Annotated in this window: 17 protein-coding genes; 10 read left to right on the forward strand and 7 right to left on the reverse strand. The window is 68.8% G+C overall.

Translation table 11 applies throughout. The features are described 5' to 3' along the window. Positions 1–198: 198 nt before the first annotated feature. The 5 genes from ABD908_RS08745 to ABD908_RS08765 all read right to left on the reverse strand — a co-directional run bounded on the left by ABD908_RS08745 (position 199) and on the right by ABD908_RS08765 (position 4,847). On the reverse strand, positions 199–948 hold the full coding sequence (locus tag ABD908_RS08745) for an alpha/beta fold hydrolase (RefSeq protein WP_344993852.1): 750 nt from the start codon (positions 946–948) through the stop codon (positions 199–201). A 79-nt stretch (positions 949–1,027) separates the two neighbouring features. After that, complete coding sequence (locus ABD908_RS08750) at positions 1,028–1,738, reverse strand: 2,3-bisphosphoglycerate-dependent phosphoglycerate mutase (protein WP_344993855.1); 711 nt, start codon at positions 1,736–1,738, stop codon at positions 1,028–1,030. 104 nt (positions 1,739–1,842) lie between these two features. After that, on the reverse strand, positions 1,843–3,180 hold the full coding sequence (locus tag ABD908_RS08755; protein WP_344993858.1) for an MFS transporter: 1,338 nt from the start codon (positions 3,178–3,180) through the stop codon (positions 1,843–1,845). A 317-nt stretch (positions 3,181–3,497) separates the two neighbouring features. Then, complete coding sequence (locus ABD908_RS08760) at positions 3,498–3,875, reverse strand: carboxymuconolactone decarboxylase family protein (protein WP_344993861.1); 378 nt, start codon at positions 3,873–3,875, stop codon at positions 3,498–3,500. A 45-nt stretch (positions 3,876–3,920) separates the two neighbouring features. After that, the gene (locus ABD908_RS08765; protein ID WP_344993864.1) at positions 3,921–4,847 is read right to left on the reverse strand and encodes an NAD(P)-dependent oxidoreductase; all 927 of its coding nucleotides are present in this window, start codon (positions 4,845–4,847) and stop codon (positions 3,921–3,923) included. 299 nt (positions 4,848–5,146) lie between these two features. Here ABD908_RS08765 and ABD908_RS08770 point away from each other — a divergent pair, with 299 nt between their 5' ends. Beyond that, the gene (locus ABD908_RS08770; protein ID WP_344993867.1) at positions 5,147–6,634 is read left to right on the forward strand and encodes an aldehyde dehydrogenase family protein; all 1,488 of its coding nucleotides are present in this window, start codon (positions 5,147–5,149) and stop codon (positions 6,632–6,634) included. A gap of 98 nt (positions 6,635–6,732) precedes the next feature. Here the strand turns inward: ABD908_RS08770 and ABD908_RS08775 are convergent, their stop codons facing one another. Next, the gene (locus ABD908_RS08775) at positions 6,733–8,025 is read right to left on the reverse strand and encodes an MFS transporter (protein WP_344993870.1); all 1,293 of its coding nucleotides are present in this window, start codon (positions 8,023–8,025) and stop codon (positions 6,733–6,735) included. A gap of 423 nt (positions 8,026–8,448) precedes the next feature. On the opposite strand from ABD908_RS08775, the gene ABD908_RS08780 reads away from it, so the two are divergent. The 9 genes from ABD908_RS08780 to ABD908_RS08820 all read left to right on the forward strand — a co-directional run bounded on the left by ABD908_RS08780 (position 8,449) and on the right by ABD908_RS08820 (position 17,079). Then, positions 8,449–9,465 carry a zinc-binding dehydrogenase gene (locus ABD908_RS08780; protein ID WP_344993873.1) on the forward strand — a complete coding sequence of 339 codons (1,017 nt, stop codon included), beginning with the start codon at positions 8,449–8,451 and terminating at the stop codon, positions 9,463–9,465. 76 nt (positions 9,466–9,541) lie between these two features. Further along, positions 9,542–10,903 (forward strand): MmgE/PrpD family protein, encoded by a 1,362-nt coding sequence (locus tag ABD908_RS08785; protein ID WP_344993876.1) that lies wholly within the window; start codon positions 9,542–9,544, stop codon positions 10,901–10,903. Beyond that, on the forward strand, positions 10,900–11,982 hold the full coding sequence (locus ABD908_RS08790; protein ID WP_344993879.1) for an alpha/beta hydrolase: 1,083 nt from the start codon (positions 10,900–10,902) through the stop codon (positions 11,980–11,982). Before ABD908_RS08785 ends, ABD908_RS08790 begins: the two co-directional genes overlap by 4 nt. Before the next feature lie 115 nt (positions 11,983–12,097). Continuing rightward, positions 12,098–12,973 carry a helix-turn-helix domain-containing protein gene (locus ABD908_RS08795; RefSeq protein ID WP_344993882.1) on the forward strand — a complete coding sequence of 292 codons (876 nt, stop codon included), beginning with the start codon at positions 12,098–12,100 and terminating at the stop codon, positions 12,971–12,973. Positions 12,974–13,039: 66 nt separating this feature from the next. After that, on the forward strand, positions 13,040–13,897 hold the full coding sequence (locus ABD908_RS08800) for a helix-turn-helix domain-containing protein (RefSeq protein ID WP_344993885.1): 858 nt from the start codon (positions 13,040–13,042) through the stop codon (positions 13,895–13,897). Between the two features lie 107 nt (positions 13,898–14,004). Then, positions 14,005–14,886 (forward strand): aldo/keto reductase, encoded by an 882-nt coding sequence (locus ABD908_RS08805; RefSeq protein ID WP_344993888.1) that lies wholly within the window; start codon positions 14,005–14,007, stop codon positions 14,884–14,886. 39 nt (positions 14,887–14,925) lie between these two features. Next, positions 14,926–15,825 carry an FAD:protein FMN transferase gene (locus tag ABD908_RS08810; protein WP_344993891.1) on the forward strand — a complete coding sequence of 300 codons (900 nt, stop codon included), beginning with the start codon at positions 14,926–14,928 and terminating at the stop codon, positions 15,823–15,825. 20 nt (positions 15,826–15,845) lie between these two features. Then, positions 15,846–16,319 carry a hypothetical protein gene (locus tag ABD908_RS08815; protein WP_344993895.1) on the forward strand — a complete coding sequence of 158 codons (474 nt, stop codon included), beginning with the start codon at positions 15,846–15,848 and terminating at the stop codon, positions 16,317–16,319. Between the two features lie 4 nt (positions 16,320–16,323). Next, entirely contained in the window at positions 16,324–17,079 is a 756-nt protein-coding gene (locus ABD908_RS08820; protein ID WP_344993898.1) for an SDR family oxidoreductase, read from the forward strand. A gap of 116 nt (positions 17,080–17,195) precedes the next feature. On the opposite strand, the gene ABD908_RS08825 is transcribed toward ABD908_RS08820, so the two are convergent. After that, positions 17,196–17,957, reverse strand: coding sequence for an alpha/beta hydrolase (locus ABD908_RS08825; protein ID WP_344993901.1), 762 nt, complete (start codon positions 17,955–17,957; stop codon positions 17,196–17,198). Positions 17,958–18,096: the final 139 nt, after the last annotated feature.

Below are 18,096 nucleotides of genomic sequence, written 5' to 3' on the forward strand. Positions count from 1 at the left end.
CACATCCTTCGCGTACGGCGCGATCTCCTTCTCGGACAGACCACGGATCGCCGCCCGCAACTCCTGATGCTCCGCAGGGAGCTGGAACAGGTCGAAATCGGGATTACCCGCCATTAACGATCTCCTTCGGGTTGATTTTGTCGTCCGGTCACGCGAATCAGCGCGTCGGCCGCGCCCAGGCCGCCAGCGCGCGATATCTCAACCGATTACTTCGGGGTCCAGGAGAAGCGCGGCGAGGACGTCGGGGTGGGTGACCATCGCATTGTGCGGAGCGCCGAGGATCCGGTATCCGAACGTCGGGTCGGTGGCGCTCCGCTCGCGGGCGCGGGTGAGGATGTTCTCCTCGATGCGGGAGGGTGTGCACTCGATGAACATCCCGGGGTGGCGCCACGCCTGCTCGGTGGGTCCGGCCGCGTCGCGATAGGTCTTCACCGGTTGCGCGGTGATCCGCCGGTTGGCCCACTCGATGTCGTCCGGGTCGGTCACCCCGTACATCCGGGCGTCCGACGGGGGCACGAACCAACCGTCGCCGTCTTTCTCGACCATCGCCTCCATCACCGCGGTGCGCTCGGGCCCGACCATCCCGAACACGGATTCGCCGGTGCGCGGGATCTGGGCGTCGAGGTAGACCAGACGGCGGACGCGGGGAGCGAGTTGCTCCATCGCCCCGGTCGCGACCACTCCTCCGTAGCTGTGCGCGACGAGCACCGCATCCTCTATGTCCTCGAACTCGAACGTGGCGACCAGGTCCTGGACGTGTGTGTCCAGGCCGATGTCGCGGCTGAGGAGATGGGCGCGGTCACCGAGGCCGGTCAGGGTCGGCGTGTACACCTCGTGCCCCGCGGCGCGCAACCGGAGGGCCACGCGGCGCCAGCACCACCCGCCGTGGCGGCCGCCGTGGAGCAGCACTAAGGGCGGAAGGGCTTTCGATGTGGTCTGGTGCGTCATGCGTGAATCGTTTCCTTTCGATGGCGGCGATCGGGTGCGCGGTCGCCTTGTCGCGGTTGGGGCGCCGGGGCGGTGTCGGTCACCCTGGCTGCACCGGCCGCCCGCCGGGCACACGGGGTCGCAGGTCGGGTGTGAGGTCGTAGCGGATCGGGACACCGGTACGGATGTGCAGCCCGGACATGTCGTCACCGGTCAGGTGGTCGAGGTGGCGGATCAACGCGCGCAGGGAGTTTCCGTGGGCGACCAGCACGACCACCCGTCCGGCCAGCAGGTCGGGGGCGACGTGCGCCCACCAGTACGGCAGCACGCGCATGAGAACATCGTGGATAGATTCCGCAGCAGGGACCTCGACGCCGAGCGTGCGGTAGCGGTCGTCCCCGGCCCGGCCGAACTCGGAGCCCGGCTCGGCCGGCGGCGGGCTGCAGCGATAGGACCGACGCCAGCGGGCGAATTGGTCGTCTCCGTAGTCACGCCGGACCTGTTCGCGGCTGAGCCCCTGGAGGGCTCCGTAGTGTCGCTCGTTCAATCGCCAGGTGCGGTGTACGTCCACCCAGTCGCGGCCGCTCGCCTCGAGCACGATGTTCGCGGTAGTGATCGCGCGCCGCAGCACCGAGGTGTGGACGACGTCGGGACGCAGGTCGGCGGCGGTGAGCAGTTCGCCGGACCTGCGGGCCTCGGCACGACCCTGCTCGGTCAGCCCCACGTCGACCCACCCGGCGAAGCGATCTCCGGTGTTCCATTCGCTCTCGCCGTGCCGGAGCAGAACCAGAGTGCGCGACTCGACTGTCAACCGAATGTCCTTTCGGCGGTTCCGGCGACCGGAGTGGCATCCGCGCCGTGGTCGGGCGCGGATACCAGTCGAGCTCGCCACCGGAGGTGCGGGTCGCCGAAGACTCAGGCCGACGTGAGGGCCGTGTCGTCTTCGAGGCTCTGCTGGCGGGTCTCGCCGATGGCCAGGACGCAGACCAGGCTCAGGATGCAGACCGCGGCCATCAGGACACCGAAGGCGAACCCGCCGTACGACTGGATGATCAACGGAGCGACGAGCGGTGGGATCGCTCCACCCAGCATCGCGGCGAGACTGTAACTGAATCCTGCTGCAGTGTAACGGAATCGAGTGTGGAACAGCTCGGAGAGGAAGGCGCCCAGAGGCCCTGTGGCCACGCCCGAGATGAACATGGTCACCGGGACGCCGACAGCGAACGCCCACAGCGAGCGGTGTTCGAGGATCGGGAACAGCATCAGTGTCCAGACGATCGCGACGCAGGCGGTTCCGACGATGACCCACCGCCGGCCGATCCGGTCCGAGAGTAGGCCGCCGACCACCACACCGATCGAGATGGTGACACCTCCGAGCATGGTGCACGACAGGACACTGGTCGAGGACAGCTCGAGGGTGTGTGTGCCGTAACCGACGAGGTAGGTTCCGCCGACGTACGTCAGCACCATGCACATCATCGCGGTGCCGGTGGCGAGTAGGATCTGCCGCGGCTGACTCTTGAACGCCTCGATGAAGGGGAATCGGTAGGTACCGGCGCGCGAGACCGCGTGCTTGAAGACGGGGGTCTCCTCGGTCTTCAGCCGCACCCAGAGACCGACAGCGACCAGGATGATGCTGCCGATGAACGGTATCCGCCAGCCCCAGTCGACCAGGGCCTTGTCGCTCATCGACGCCGAAGTGAGGAAGAAGACGCCGTTCGCCAGGAGGATGGCGCCACCGCCGCCGAACGACGGGAACATCGCCCAGAATCCGCGCTTGGCCTTCGGCGCGTTCTCGGAGGCGAACAGGACGGCGCCCGCGAACTCTCCGCCGGCCGCAAGGCCCTGGAGGATCCGCAGCACCACGATCAGGAGCGGCGCCCATGCCCCGATCCGATCGGCGGTCGGCATCAGACCCACGAGTAGGGTCGCGACCCCCATCAGCAGCAGGGTGGCGATGAGCGTGCGCTTGCGACCGAGCCGGTCGCCGAAGTGGCCGAACAGCAGGCTACCGAACGGGCGTGCGCCGAACGCGACACCGAAGGTCGCGAACGACGCGACCGCACCCGCCGCGGGCCCGAGGGCGGGGAAGAACACGTGCGGGAACACCAGGGCCGCCGCGGTGCCGTAGATGCCGAAGTCGTAGAACTCGATCACCGTGCCGATGAAACTGGCGACGGCGACACGTTTCATACTCTGCGGGCTGTCGTCGGTGGCGTCGACGAGCGACGGTGCCCGTTCTGCGTTTGTCATGCTGTTTTCCAATCGAATGCTTCTGCGTAGAAGAGGGACTAGGCGATGTCGTCCCCAGGTCGGGCATGACCGGAAGACGAGATTGCGAGCCTGCGCGGGTGACGCGCTGGGAGAGGGTGGCGACCACCCGAGAGGCGGTCGGGCGACGGCGGGGCATCACCGTCCCCGCGGCGCAGCCGACGGAAGCGGCATCGGATGGTTGGAGGTCACGCGGGGAAACCTGCGTAAGAGGCCGCCGTGTGGTGCTCGACGGTCGCCGAGCACCACACGGCGGGGTCGCACCCGTCGATCCTGTGGGATCGCGGGAGCAGGTCGGTTCAGTCGAGCAGGCCCCGCTCGCGGAGCACCTCTTCGGCGATCCGGAAGGCCTCGCCAGCGGCGGGTAGTCCGCAGTAGACCGCGGTCTGGAGGAGGATCTCCTTGAGCTCGGCGACGGTGCAGCCGTTGGTCAGCGCACCCTCGATGTGGTGGCGCAGCTGGTTGGGGCGGTTGAGGGCGGTCAACATCGCGATGTTGATGATGCTGCGCTGTTTGCGGTCGATGCCGTCGCGCGCCCAGGTCCGGCCGAAGCACACCTCCTCCGAGTACTCCTGGATCGCCTCGTTGAACGAGTTCCGCTTCTTGTCCTTCGTGGCGACGTAGTCGGCGCCCATCAGTTCGGCGAGGATCCGCCGCCCGTCTTCCAAGGTCGTCACTGTCGTTTCTCCTTCGTGTGTTCGGGATCTGCGTGTCGGGCTGCGTCAGCCGCGGGCGAAGACATCCGCCACCTCTTGGGCGGTCAATTCGATCTCCACACCGGCGCGCTCGTTCTGCAGTTGCAGCGGCGACTGCGAGTCACGCCCGCCCCATCCGCGGTCGAGCGCCTCGAGGAAGTCCTCCTGGGCGACCCGGGCGCATCTCATCGGCACGTCGAACTGATCCGCCAGCTCGAGCGCCAGTCGCAGGTCCTTGTTGGCCAGGACCAGCGCGAACGACGGCGGCTCGTATGCAGACTGCAGATAGCGGTCGCCGACGCGATCGAAGGTGCGGGAGCGGCCGATCGCGCCCTGCCGGATGGCGTGATAAAGCGCGGCGGGCTCGACGCCGGCCTTCACACCCATGGTGAACACCTCTGCGATCGCGAGCCGAATGGTGATGCTGGCACAGTTGTGCACCAGCTTCGCGGTGTTGCCCGCCCCGATCTCGCCGACGTACAGCACCTGGTCGCCGATCGCGTCCAGCACCGCGCCGTGGCGGTCGAAGGCGGCGCGGTCACCGCCCACGTAGATCGCGAGCTTGCCGCTGCGCGCCCCCTTGGGACCGCCACTGACCGGGGCGTCGAAGAGGTCGATATTCCGCTCCTGCGCGGTCGCGTACACCTCGCGGACCACCGTCGGCGAGTTGGTCGTCAGATCGAACCAGGCCGTGCCCGGCCGCATCACGCTCAGCAACCCGCCGTCGTCCAGAGCTACCGCCTGCATCTCGACGGGCCCGGGCAGGGAGGTGAACACGACGTCCGCAGCGGCCCCGAGCTCGGCGATCGAGGCCGCCCACGTGGCGCCGGCCTCCTCCAGCGGAGCGGCACTCTCCCGGCGGAGGTCGTGGACGAGCAGGTCGTAGCCCGCCTTACGGAGATTGAGGGCCATACCCGAGCCCATGCCACCGAGTCCGATGAACCCGACCTTCATTAGCGTCTCTTCCTTTTCGTAGCAACGACCACCGTCGATGCGGAGTCGCGACTCTCATTTTATCCGTATATCCGAACTAGTGACCGTAGTCACGTACTCAAGGTAGCGTCGTCCACGCCACCGTGTCAACGCTCGCCGCCACATCCGGCAGTGGCCGCCTGCAGTGGAGGCTCGCACTTACTTCTCTTGGCCGGCCTACATCGAAAGCGCCGAAACCATTGGAATGTTCTTAATTGCGCGCTACAGTACGGAATTACGCACCGTTGGCGAAGGCCGACCCGATCGATCGAAGGACCCGCATGACCTCGCGATACGCCGCCTGGAACTTTCCCAGTAGCCTGCCCGACGCGCCGGCACCCGTCCTGATCGACGGGGACTGGTCGGCGGCGTCTACCGGGGAGAGCTTCCCGACTTACGACCCCGGGACCGGCGAGGTGATAGCCGAGGTGAGCCTTGCGGGTGCGGTCGACGCCGATCGCGCCGTCGCGGCTGCTCGTCGCGCGCACGACGAGCAGCGCTGGATGCGGCTGCCGTCCGCGCAGCGGGGCGCGATCCTGTGGCGGGTCGCAGACGCGATGAAGCAACAGGCGGACGATCTCGCCGTCTGGGAGAGCCGGAACATGGGCATCCCGGTTCCGCAGGCACGGACCATGGTGCTCGAGGCTGCGAACCAGTTCCAGTACTACGCCGGGTGGGCCGACAAGATCCACGGCCACACCATCGATCTCGGTCCGGCAGAGCGCCGGATCCAGGGCTACACCCTGCGCGAACCGGTCGGCGTGGTCGCCATGATCGTGCCGTGGAACGCCCCCGTCATATCGGCGTCGAAGAAGCTCGCTCCCGCCCTCGCTGCCGGATGCTCCTGTGTCCTCAAGCCGGCCGATGAGACGCCACTGACCGCGCTGTGGCTCGGTCAGATCCTCCGTGACGCCGGCGTCCCGCCCGGAGTCGTCAACATCATCACCGGTCCGGGCGAGACCGTCGGTGCGGCGCTCGCGGAGCACCCCGACGTGGACCTGGTGGCATTCACCGGGTCGACCGATGTGGGGCGGTCCATCATCCGTGCAGCGACCGGGAATCTCAAGAAGCTCCAGCTCGAACTCGGCGGGAAGTCTCCGGTGATCGTGTTGCCGGACGCCGATCTGTCGAGCGCGATCCCGGGCGTGGCCGGGGCGGTCTTCTGGAACACCGGACAGGTGTGCGCCGCCGGCACACGCCTGTTCGTCCACGAGTCCGTGCACGACGAGGTCGTCGCCGGCGTCGCCGCCGAGGGTCGTCGACTGCGGGTCGGCTACGGCGCTGACCCGGGAGTCGATCTCGGACCGCTGATCTCGCGCAAGCAGCTCGAACGCGTCACCGCCTACGTTGACGGGGGCCGCGCCGACGGCGCCCAGATCGTCTCCGGGGGAAGCCGGATCGGTGACAACGGATACTTCTTCGAACCCACCGTCATCACCGGCGTCGACCAGACGATGCCCGTGATGCGCGAGGAGATCTTCGGCCCCGTGCTCGGGGTCATGCCGTTCTCGGACGTCGACGAGGCGATCGCGCTCGCCAACGACACCTCGTACGGCCTCGCCTCGAGCGTCTGGACCGCCGACGGTGCCGTCGGTCATTCGATCGCGCGGCGCCTGCGCGCCGGCAGAGTCGGCATCAACGTGCACCGAGCAGGCGGCGCGTACATGCCAGCCGGTGGTTACCGACAGTCCGGGTGGGGCCGGGAGAACGGCGAGGAGGGCCTTGCGAGCTACCTCGAGGTCAAGTCCGTGGTCTCCACGTTGGCATGACGGCCGATCCCGCAGGCGCCCGCAGGGTGCGGTCGTCGTAACGACCGCACCCTGCGCTTCGCATCGGTGAGAGCGTGAGAGTAGTCGACCGGCCCTGGTCACACTCGCCATCGAACCGTCGCCACCGCGGTGATGACGAGCAGGGCGGCGGTGGCCAGGAGGTCGACCCGGAGGCCGTGTTGGAACACCGGGGCGGTCGCGAGGACGGCGCCGAATACCGCGACCCCGAGGGATCCACCCATCTGACGCGCGGTGTTCAACACACCGCTGGCGGTACCAGCGGCAGCCGACGGCACCGCGTCCAGAAGCAGGGACGTCACCGGGGGCACCGTGAACGATCCTCCGACGCCGACCGGCACCATGAACACCGCGACCAACCACACGGGGGCATGCGGCGGCAGTGACGCGAGTACCACCAGGCCGACCGCCATCACCACTTGGCCACCGATGATCGGGACCATCCGACCGTATCGCTCGGCGATCCGGGCTACCAGCGGATTGAGAGCGGCGACCAGCGCGGTCATCGGCAGGAACAGCAGCCCCGTTGCGAGCGACGAGGCGCCCCGCTGCTCCTGAAAGTACAGGCTCTGCAGGAACACCACTCCGTAGAAGGCCGCCATCGACACGAACGCGACCACCAGGGCCACGATCACGACGGGCGCCGCGAACAGCGACGGCGGAACCATCGGATGGGACCCGCGGCGCTGCGCCTGGACGAATCCGAGCACCGCCACGAGCGCGAGTGCGATCGCACCGAGGATGAGCGGGTCGCCGTATCCACGATCGGCTCCCTCGATCACGGCGAACGTCGTCGATCCCAGCGCGACGACGGCGGCGATCTGGCCGCCCCAGTCGAAGGCGTGGGGCCGGCGCGGAGACCTGGCGACCCGCGCCAGCAGCAGCAGCGCGACCGCGCCGACCGGCAGGTTGACGAAGAAGATGACGCGCCAGTCGATCTGCGTCAAAGCGCCACCGACCACCGGTCCGGCAGCTGCCGCGACGGAGCCGCCCATCGCCCACAGGGCGATGGCCCGGGCACGGCGGGTCGGATCGTGGTATGCCTCCCGGAGCAATGCCAGTGACGTCGGGGTGATCAGTGCGGCGCCGGCTCCCTGTATCAGGCGGGCGACGATCAACACGGGCAGCGTCGGCGCCAGCCCGCACGCCGCCGACGCGACGACGAAGAGCACCATCCCCGCGCCGTAGGCGCGGCGCGCGCCGAACCTGTCGGACAGAGTGCCGGCGAGCAACAGCAGCGCCGAGAACGTGAGCGTGTAGATCGTGACGATCCACTGCAGCCCGGTCAGTCCCCCGCCCAGGTCGGACCGGATGTCCGGCAACGCGACGTTGACGACCTGTGAGTCCAGGGCGACGACGAAGAACCCCAGCATCGCCACTCCCAGAGCGGCAGCAGAACGGTGTGGCGCGGCCGACAGTCGGTCGCGCGCCGGGCGCGAGAGCGGATCTGATCGCGTCGAATCGTTGAGTGACATGGATACATCAGAGCGCGCGCCGCATATACGGAGAAGGACCTGCTTAGAGGTGTACCAGCAGTTCGTCCTTGTCGCTTGCGATCCGCGCCATCGCGGTACCGGCTACCACGCCGACCCGATCGGCGGAAACGGCTGCGCGGTCATGGATTCCAACGCGCGACCGATCATGGAGCCGTCGACACTCGGCTGTTGACAGGGTGACCACCACCACATACCGTTCTTTATATCAGACTATAGTTCCCATTGACGAACCAGATGTCGTGGCCGCATCTGCAGACCGCACCCCGACGATGACAGCTCAGCAAAAAAGGATCACCGACGATGATGGGACTTGCCTTCGACGGCGCGAAGACCGTCTCCCTGCACGACTTCCCCGATCCCGCACCGGGGCCCGGCGAGGTCGTGCTGCGGATCACCGCCTCCGGCATGTGCGGCAGTGATCTGCACTACTACCGGGCCGCTCCGACGTCCGCACCAGCGCTGATCGGCGGCCACGAGCCGGCCGGGATGGTCGAAGTACTCGGCGACGGCCTCGAGCCGGGCCTCCTCAGCGTCGGCGACCGGGTGATGGTGCACCACTACGCGGGGTGCGGCGCCTGCTCCTCGTGTCGCACAGGCTGGAGCCAGATGTGCACGACGGCGGCGTCGCTGGTGTACGGGAAGAACGCGCACGGTGCGCACGCTCCGTACATGACGGTCTCGGCGCGATCGGTGCTGCCGCTCCCCGACGCGTTGTCCGACCTCGCCGGTGCCGCGATCGGCTGCGGAACCGGGACCGCGTGGGGCGCGCTCGAACGAGTCGGCGATGTCGGCGGTCGCGACGTGGTCGTGGTCGGACAGGGGCCCGTCGGCCTCTCCGTGACCATGCTGGCCGCGGCGCGGGGCGCGACCGTCATCGCCGTCGATCCCGTACCGAGCCGCCTCGAACAAGCCCGGCGGCTCGGAGCGTCAGAGGTGATCGACCCCGGCGCCACGGACGCCGCGGAGGCGGTGCGCGAACTGACGGAAGGCGGCGCCGCTATCGCGATCGACACATCGGGGGCGAGCGCCGCGACCGCGTCGGCGATCGACTCGCTGGCCCCGTGGGGCCGGCTGTGCGTGGTGGGCCTCGGCGGAAGAATCGAGCTGGACGTCCGGAAGTACCTGTCCCGGCAGATCACCGTCATGACCTCCTGGTCACTGTCGAGCGTGCAACAGATCGCGTGCGCCGACTTCGTCGCACGCCACGCCGTACCCGTCGACGAGTTGTTCACCGACAGATGGACGCTCGATGAGGCCGACCGCGCCTACGCCGAGTTCGACCGGCAGGCCGCAGGAAAGGCCGCGTTCGTGTTCTGACCGTCCGTCGGCTCACCAGCCACCGCCACCTCCGCCTCAGCGCCCGCGATCACCACACCAAGGAGCCCCACCCACCATGTCCCCCACCATCTCAGGCTCGCCGACCCACATGCTGGCCGAATACGCGGTAACGACATCGATCGACCGGATTCCGGCCGACGTCAAGGAACGTGCACGCCTGCTGATCATCGACGAGATGGCGAGCGCGTGTCTGGGCACCCGGAGTCTCGGGGGCGGGTTGGCGGCACGGTACGCGACCTCCATAGGTGGGACCCCGGAATCCCGTCTGCTGGGAACCGATGTCCGGGTGCCGGCCGCGCTGGCCGCCCTGGCCAACGGCACCGCCGGTCACGGCGAAGAGGTCGACGGGGCACACTCCGTCGGCGGACACCCGGGAGCGACGATCGTCAACGCCGCCGTGGCCGTCGCGGAGCGACAACGTGCCACCGGGGCGGATCTGCTCAATGCGGTCGTGCTCGGTTACGACGTAGGAATCCGCGTCGTGCGGGCGTGCGGCGGCGTATTCGGTATGCGGGACCGACTGCATCTGTTCTCGGACATGAACTATGCGCTCGGCGCGGCCGCCGCGTCGGCGCGGCTTCTCGGTCTGGATGCCACCAGGCATCGGTATGCGTTGGCCCTGACCACTTTTCAAGCCAACGGGCTGTTCGCGTTCTTCCAGGAGAAGCGGCACATCAGCAAGTCCTTCGCCAACGGGCAGTACGGATCCGCGGGAGTCACCGCCGCGTTGATGGCGGCGATGGGCTTCGAGGGCTGCGACGACGTGATCGGCGGCCCGAACGGCGTACTCGAAGCGTGGGGCGTTCCCGACGGCGGCGACCTCGTCACGGCCGCCCTGGGGACCGACTACGCGGTGACGACCGCCAACTTCAAGTTCATCAACGCCGGGTACCCGATCCACGCGGCCGCCGAGGCCGCGACCACACTGCTGCGGACCCACGGGCTGGCGGCCCAGGACGTCGAGGAGCTCAACATCGGCATGCCGCGCAACGCGCTGCGCGTCGTCGACAACCGCCACATGCACAACATCTGCGTCCAGGACATGGTGTGCGCGGCGGTCGTCGAGGATGGGATCAGTATTCGCGCCGTGCCCTTCCCCGCCATCCTGGGGGACCCCGAGTTCACCCGGCTGCGGGCAGCGGTCACCACCGGTGTCGACCCCGAGCTCGACGCCGAACAACCCGACGGCCGCGGCGCCCGCGTGAGCATCACCACCCGTTCCGGGCTGCGTGTGTCCGAGAAGGTCCAGGCTCCCAAGGGACACTGCACCCGCGGCCCGATCGACTGGGACGACCTGGACGCGAAGTGGCGCGACGGCCTGCCGGATCACGACATCGACACGATCCTGCGCCTCGGCCGCGATCTCGACGACATCGACGACGTATCCGTCCTCACCGCCGCGTTCCGCCCGCGGTGACCACACCGTACGGCACACCGGCGGCTACTCGTCCGCTCGAGGTCGCGGACCAGGGATGCTTCTTCGTGGGCGGTGACTACGACCCTGAGACCGACACCATGACCGGTCACGCCTACGTGCAGTACCAGCTCCCTGCCCACCCGACGTACCCGTATCCCCTCGTGCTGATCCACGGGGGCGGGCAGACCGGCGCGGGGTTCCTCTCGACCCCGGCCGGCCGGCCGGGGTGGGCGACCATCTTTCTCGCCGCCGGGTTCGCCGTCTACGCTCTGGACCTCCCCGGTCGCGGCCGGGCCCAGGGGCACCCCGACCCCCGCGAGCCCGGACATCCGCGCACCGCACGCGATGTCGCGGCACGGGTCCGCCCCCGGCACGCGGCACCGCTGTGGCCGCAGGCGGTGCACCACACCCGCTGGCCGGGCGACGGCGTCCCCGGTGACCGCGTGTACGACCAGTTCTACGCATCCCAGGTATCCGGATGTGGCGACCTCGCCCAGCTCGAGCTGGACGCCCGAGCAGCCGGCGCCGCGCTGTTGGACCGGATCGGCCCCGCGGTCCTGTTGGCCCACTCGCTCGGCGCCCCTGCCGGTTGGCAGATCGCCGATGCGCGCCCCGACCTCACCCACGCCGTGGTCGCCGTCGAACCGAGCGGGCCCCCGGTTCGAGACGTCCGCCTCGTCGGCGCCCCCACCTGGTTCGAGGACGGCGCGACCACCCGCCCCTGGGGCATCACCAGCGCGCCACTGACGTACGACCCGCCCGCCGGCTCCGCTACCGAGCTGCAGTTCGTCCGCCACCGCGCGCCGGGCCCCGGGCTCGCGGCGTGCTGGCGGCAGGCCGAACCCGCCCGAGCACTACCGAACCTGAAACGGATTCCGATCCTGATCGTGACGGCCGAGGCGTCCTACCACGCCCCGTACGACCACGGCACCTCCGACTATCTCGAGCAGGCGGGGGTCCACCACGACTTCGTTCGGCTCGCCGACCGCGGCATACACGGCAACGGGCACATGATGATGCTGGAGCAGAACAACGGTGAGGTGGCGGACCTTCTGCTGCGGTGGATCACCGACCACTGAGGGGGCCGCGCATCGAGGTGGTCACTCGATGAACGCGGCGGGCGTGGGAGCAGCAGGCGATCCGCGTACCGACAGTTCCTCCTACCGGACAGTCGGCGACATTATCGTCGAGCGTATGGATCATCGAGCGGAGGTTGCCGAGTTCCTGCGCACCCGCAGAGACCGGATCACACCGGAGCAGGTCGGCGTCATCGGCGGCGGGCGACGCCGCGTCCCCGGCCTACGCCGGGAGGAGGTGGCCATGCTCACCGGTGTCAGCGTCGAGTACTACGCACGGATGGAGCGTGGCGACCTCGCCGGCGTGTCCGCCGAGGTCTTGGCCTCGCTCGCCCGTGCGCTGCGACTCGACGAGGCCGAGATCGATCACCTCGACGCTCTCGCCCGAGCCGCCGGCCCCCCACCGCCACGACGCCGACGCTCCACCACCCGACCGACGGTGAGCCCTGCGCTGCAACGGTTTCTGGACGCGGTGATCGGCGCGCCGATGTGGGTGCGCGACCGCCGCCTGGACTTCATCGCCGCGAACCCCCTGGGGCGGGCGTTGTACGCCCCCGTCCTCGCAGAACCGGCGAACCGCGGTAACACCGCCCGGTTCACGTTCCTCGATCCCGCCTCCCGGCTGTTCTTCCCCGACTGGGAGCGCAACGCCGACGAGGTGGCAGCGACCCTGCGCACGTACGCCGGGCAGAGCCCGCGCGACAAGAGGCTCACCGGCCTGATCGGGGAACTGGTCACCCGCAGCGACGCGTTCGGGTCCCGCTGGGCCAGACACGACGTGCGCCACCACCGCGACGGCATCAAGCGCATCCACCATCCGGCCGTCGGAGACCTCGAACTGTCCTATACGGCGATGGACCTCCCTGCGACCCCGGAGTGGTTCGTGTTCGCGTTCACCGCCGAACCCGGCAGTCCCACAGAGGAACGCCTCCGGCTGCTCGGCAGCCTCGCCGTCAGCGACCGCTCCGCAGGCGGCGTGCCCGACCACCACTGAGTCCTCCGGGTGAGCACGTACTACCAGTGCCTCCCTTCGACATCCGACCGCCCCTAACGTGGGTACATGGATCTTCGAGCACAGATCGCGGAGTTCCTCCGCACCCGTAGGGACCGCATAACACCCGATCAGGCGGGCATCATCGGAGGCAGCCGTCGACGTGTGCCGGGGCTCCGCCGCGAAGAGGTCGCGCTGCTCGCCGGCGTCAGCACCGAGTACTACGCACGGATGGAGCGCGGCGACCTGTCCGGGGTCTCCCCGGAGGTTCTCGATCGGCTCGCGCACGCACTCCGATTGGACGAACCGGAGACCGAGCACCTCCATGACCTGGCCCTCGCGGCGGGTCCCCCGCTGCGGCGCCACCGACGTCCGGCGGAGCAGGCGGTCAGACCGAGCCTGCAGCGACTTCTCGACGCGAGCGGGACGCCGATGTGGATTCGTGACCGCCGGATGAACATCGTCACCGCCAACCCGCTCGGCCGCGCGTTGTACACACCGATCCTGGACGACCCCGTCAGTCAGGCGAATACTGCACGGTTCACTTTCCTCAGCCCCGCAGCCGAGACCTTCTTCCAGGACTGGGACCGCAGCGCCGACGAGATCGTCGGAACGCTGCGCGGCTACGCCGGTCAGCATCCCCACGACAGGAGATTGACCGACCTGATCGGCGAGCTCGTGACACGCAGCGACGAATTCCGGACTCGGTGGGCTCAGTACAACCTCCACTTCCACCGGCTCGGGATCAAACGGATACACCACCCCCTCGTCGGGGACCTCGAACTCGACTACGAGGCGCTGGACCTGCCCGCCGACCCGGACTGGTTCATGTTCGGGCATACCGCAGAACCGGGCAGCCCCACCGACGAGCGCCTGCGGCTGCTGGGCAGCCTCACCGCCACCGGCAGCGCGCCGTCGGACAGCTGACCCACCCGCGGCCGTGCGGCCCGCGATTCGGCACGGTCGCGCCGGAAACCGAAGGACGTACTGCCAGTTACTCCCTCACCCTCGCTCGACTCCCTACCGTGGAACCCATGACGATGAACGTGACTTTGAACAACGGCGTCGAGATGCCCGCGCTGGGCTTCGGCGTCTTCCAGACTCCGCCCGAGACGACAGCCGCCTCGGTCGCCGAGGCTCTCCGGGTCGGCTATCGACTGATCGACACCGCTGCCTCGTACTTCAACGAGCGCGAGGTGGGCGAGGGCATCCGCCGTGCTGATCTGGACCGCTCCGAGGTGTTCGTCGAGACGAAGATCTGGATCAGCGACTACGGCTACGACGAGACCCTCCACTCCTTCGACAAGAGCGCCGGCAAGCTGGGTGTCGACTACATCGACCTGCTGCTGCTGCACCAGCCGCTTCCCACCGGCTTCGAGCGGACCGTCGGTGCCTTCAAGGCACTGGAGACGCTGCTCGGCGACGGGCGGGTCCGTGCGATCGGGATCAGCAACTTCATGCCCGACCTGCTCGACCGCCTACTGCAGCAGACCACTGAGGTGCCTGCCGTCAACCAGGTCGAGGTACACCCCTTCTTCACACAGCCCGAGGTGCAGAAGGCTGACGCCGACCACGGCGTCCTGACGCAGGCCTGGTCTCCGATGGGTGGCATCACGAGCTACCGTGGCGATTCCGCCACGTCGACTTTCAACAATGCCGTGATCGGTGAGATCGCCAAGGCGCACGGGAAGACGCCCGCGCAGGTGATGTTGCGCTGGCACCTGCAGGAGGGGCGCTCCGCGATCCCGAAGTCGGTCAACCCCGACCGGATCGCCGCGAACTTCGACGTGTTCGACTTCGAACTGTCCACCGACCAGCTCGCCGCGATCGACGCACTGGACACCGGTGTGCGCGGCGGCCCCGACCCGGCGGTCATCACCGAGGAGTCGTTCCACCGCGACATCCCCGAGGCCTGACCCGTCTCGGACGCGACAAGGCCGGGGGAGGTCGCGGGGGTGGACGCCGACAGCGAGTGGACAATCGGGCACTCGATCCGGTTCACTGCGATCGGCACCTCGTGGCAGATCGACTCCGAGCAGCCGCTGCCCGCCGGACTGCGTGAGGATATCGACTCTCTCACGGAGGATTTCGACCGAGTGTGGTCCCGATTCCGCGCGGATTCGCTGGTCACCCAGCTCGCAGGCAGGCCGGGCGGGGGACGGTTCACGTTCCCCGCCCGCGACACCCCCCTGCTCGACCTCTACGACCGGCTCGTGGCCGCCACCGGAGGCGCGGTCGACCCGCTCGTCGGGCGAGACCTCGAGCTGCTCGGCTACGACGCCGGCTACACGCTCGTCCCCGACGAGGCCGCTCTCGCGGGCCGCCGACACCGCGACTCGTGGCTGGCCGACATCCACTGCGAGGCAGGCACGATCGCCACGGATCGTGCCGTCGTGATCGACGTCGGTGCCGCCGGGAAGGGGTACCTGATCGACCTCATCGCCGCCACGCTTCTCGACGCCGACATCGATCGGTTCGTCGTGGACGGCAGCGGCGACCTGCGCCATCGCGGCCCGCAGCCGGTGGTGGTGGGACTGGAGCATCCCGTCGTTCCGGGACACATCATCGGGACCGTCCGGCTGCGCGACCGGGCGCTGTGCGCATCGGCCACGACCCGCCGCGCCTGGGGCACCGGGCTCCACCACATCCTCGACGGCCGGTCTCGGCGGCCGGTCGAGGACGTGGTCGCCACGTGGACGCTCGCGGACGACGCCGCGACGGCGGACGGCCTCGCGACCGCATTGTTCGTAGCCGATCCCGAGCAGCTGGCCGCTTTCGAATTCTCTTGGGTACGGATGCTCACCGACGGCCGAGTCCAGTGGTCGAACGACTTCGACGGAGAGCTCTTCGTCTAGTACCCCACAGAAGGAGAGACATGACATATCGCATCGCTTCCCGCGCAGCCATCGCAGCCATCGCGCTCGTCGCACCGCTCGCCGGCTGCTCCGGCACCGACACGGCAGCGCGGGCTTCGAGCCCGGCAGATCCGCCGCCTACCGGCGCTCGATCGACCGGCGCGGCCTACAGGAACGGCACCTACACGGCGAGGGGCGTGTACGGCGGCGCGCCGTCGTACATGACCGTCACCGTCACCGTCCGGGCCGGAACGATCACCGCCGTCACCGTCACGCCGATGCCGATCAACAACGACACCTCCCGCGGCTACCAGGAGCGGTTCGCAGCGGCCGTGCCGGGCGTGGTGATCGGGAAACGTCTCGCCGACGTAGAAGTCGGCAAACTCGCCGGTGCGAGCGGGTGTCCCGATGGGTTCAACGACGCGCTCGCAAAGATCCGCCGCCAGGCCGGCATCGCGAATCGAATCAGGGAAACGGAGAACAGAAGTGGTTGAACGGATGTCAACGGTACTCGTCGTCGGAGCGACCGGCAGCATAGGACGACTCGCCGTCGCCGCCGCGCTCGACGCCGGCTACGACACGAAGGCGCTGGTACGAAACGAATCACAGGCCGACTCGTTTCCCCCTAGAGCGAGCGTCGTCGTCGGAGACCTGACCACGGCGGACACGCTCCACGCAGCAGTCGCCGGCGTCACCGGCATCGTCTTCACCCAGGGCAGCCACGGCGATGCGCGCCAGGCCGAGCTCGTGGACTACGGTGCCGTACGCAACATATTGAGCGTGCTCGCGGCCCCGGCCCGGATCGCTCTGATGACGGCGATAGGGGTGACCAAACACACCGCCGGCCACGACTGGAAACGCCGTGGTGAGCGGCTCGTCCGCGCGAGTGGGCTTCCCTATACGATCGTGCGCCCGGGCTGGTTCGACTACAACGCCCCCGACCAGAACCGCCCGGTGATGCTGCAGGGCGACACTCGCTGGGCGAGCGATCCCTCCGACGGTGTGGTGTCCCGCGTACAGATAGCCCAGATCTTGATCGCCTCGCTGACGTCGGACGCCGCGGACCGCAAGACGTTGGAGCTGGTCGCCGAAAAGGGGACGGCGCCAGCCGATCTGGACCCGCTGTTCGCCGCTTTGCGCGCCGACCCGGCCACAGCGCTCGACGCCGTTCTCGACCGAGACAACATGCCGCTCGCCGAAGAGCCCGGCGCGGTCGTCGCCGATCTGGGCGCTGTGCGCGGACGCTGGGCCTGACGAGCTGCCCGTCCGCCGACGGCATCCTGTCGGGGAAGTCCGCCACCCGACCGGCCTCGGGCCGACTAAGCGGCATCGGTGATCGGGCGGGCCGCGCCCGCACGGCGCTGAGGTCGCTACCGCTGTCCGCGCTGTGCCTCCCAGAAGTCCATGGCCGCGTCGACCCATCCCTGGGCGACGGTGCCAGTGCCCAGCCCGAAGCCGTGACCGAGCCCGGGATAGCGACGGAACTCGGTCTGCACACCGGCGCGTTCGAGGCGCCGGATCCGCGCCGCCATGATCGCCGGACTCGCGATACCGTCGTTACTCCCCACCACCGCGAACGTCGGTGGAACATCGCCGTCGGTGTCGGAGTGGCCGGTGTACGCCATGACGACGGTGCCGGCCGACGGCCGAGCGGCCCCGCCGAATGCGGCCGTGCCGTAGCCGGCGAGGTTCGCGGCCATGCGCGCGCCGGCGCTGCTCCCCCAGAGCGAGTAGCCGTCGGTGCACACCTCGAGCCCCGCAGCATGCTCGAAGACGTAGTCGATCGCTCGCGCGAGATACGAGAATCCGCCGCCGGGCGACACGATCGCGAATGGTGCCCCCGGCGCCCCCCGGAAGCGGAACAGACCGACGTCCGCCTTCGCGCGATCACGCACGATCTCGCTGTCTCCGTATATGCGCTGGAAGCTGAGCGCCCCGTCCCGCGCGCCGGTACGCATCGCGTTCAGCGTGTCCGCGACCTCGCCGGGATGGACGTTGCTGTGGTAGGGCAACAGCCGCGCCGTGTGGGTCACTGTCATCGCCGTGGTGATCAGCTCGCTGTTCGGGAAGATCAGCGCCCCGTAGCCCGCGAATTCTTCCGCGGCGATCACGTCGGTCAGGTGCGTCGCCACCACCACTTCACCGATGGGCTCATCCGGTCCGGACGAAGGCGGCACGCTGGGCGGCGCGTCGGATCGAGGCGACCCACCCTCGCCGACGAATCCGCTGGGGTGGCCGACGATCTCGAAGCGGCTCGAGACCGGTTCCGAC

Source organism: Tsukamurella soli (assembly GCF_039541155.1).
Taxonomy (GTDB): domain Bacteria; phylum Actinomycetota; class Actinomycetes; order Mycobacteriales; family Mycobacteriaceae; genus Tsukamurella; species Tsukamurella soli.

Coding starts and splice junctions, on each gene's coding strand:
- ABD908_RS08785 (WP_344993876.1), top strand. CDS start 9,542: ATGTCCCCCACCATCTCAGGCTCGCCGACCCACATGCTGGCCGAATAC.
- ABD908_RS08820 (WP_344993898.1), top strand. CDS start 16,324: ATGTCAACGGTACTCGTCGTCGGAGCGACCGGCAGCATAGGACGACTC.
- ABD908_RS08755 (WP_344993858.1), bottom strand. CDS start 3,180: ATGACAAACGCAGAACGGGCACCGTCGCTCGTCGACGCCACCGACGAC.
- ABD908_RS08775 (WP_344993870.1), bottom strand. CDS start 8,025: ATGCTGGGGTTCTTCGTCGTCGCCCTGGACTCACAGGTCGTCAACGTC.
- ABD908_RS08815 (WP_344993895.1), top strand. CDS start 15,846: ATGACATATCGCATCGCTTCCCGCGCAGCCATCGCAGCCATCGCGCTC.
- ABD908_RS08780 (WP_344993873.1), top strand. CDS start 8,449: ATGATGGGACTTGCCTTCGACGGCGCGAAGACCGTCTCCCTGCACGAC.
- ABD908_RS08795 (WP_344993882.1), top strand. CDS start 12,098: ATGGATCATCGAGCGGAGGTTGCCGAGTTCCTGCGCACCCGCAGAGAC.
- ABD908_RS08765 (WP_344993864.1), bottom strand. CDS start 4,847: ATGAAGGTCGGGTTCATCGGACTCGGTGGCATGGGCTCGGGTATGGCC.
- ABD908_RS08745 (WP_344993852.1), bottom strand. CDS start 948: ATGACGCACCAGACCACATCGAAAGCCCTTCCGCCCTTAGTGCTGCTC.
- ABD908_RS08770 (WP_344993867.1), top strand. CDS start 5,147: ATGACCTCGCGATACGCCGCCTGGAACTTTCCCAGTAGCCTGCCCGAC.
- ABD908_RS08800 (WP_344993885.1), top strand. CDS start 13,040: ATGGATCTTCGAGCACAGATCGCGGAGTTCCTCCGCACCCGTAGGGAC.
- ABD908_RS08805 (WP_344993888.1), top strand. CDS start 14,005: ATGACGATGAACGTGACTTTGAACAACGGCGTCGAGATGCCCGCGCTG.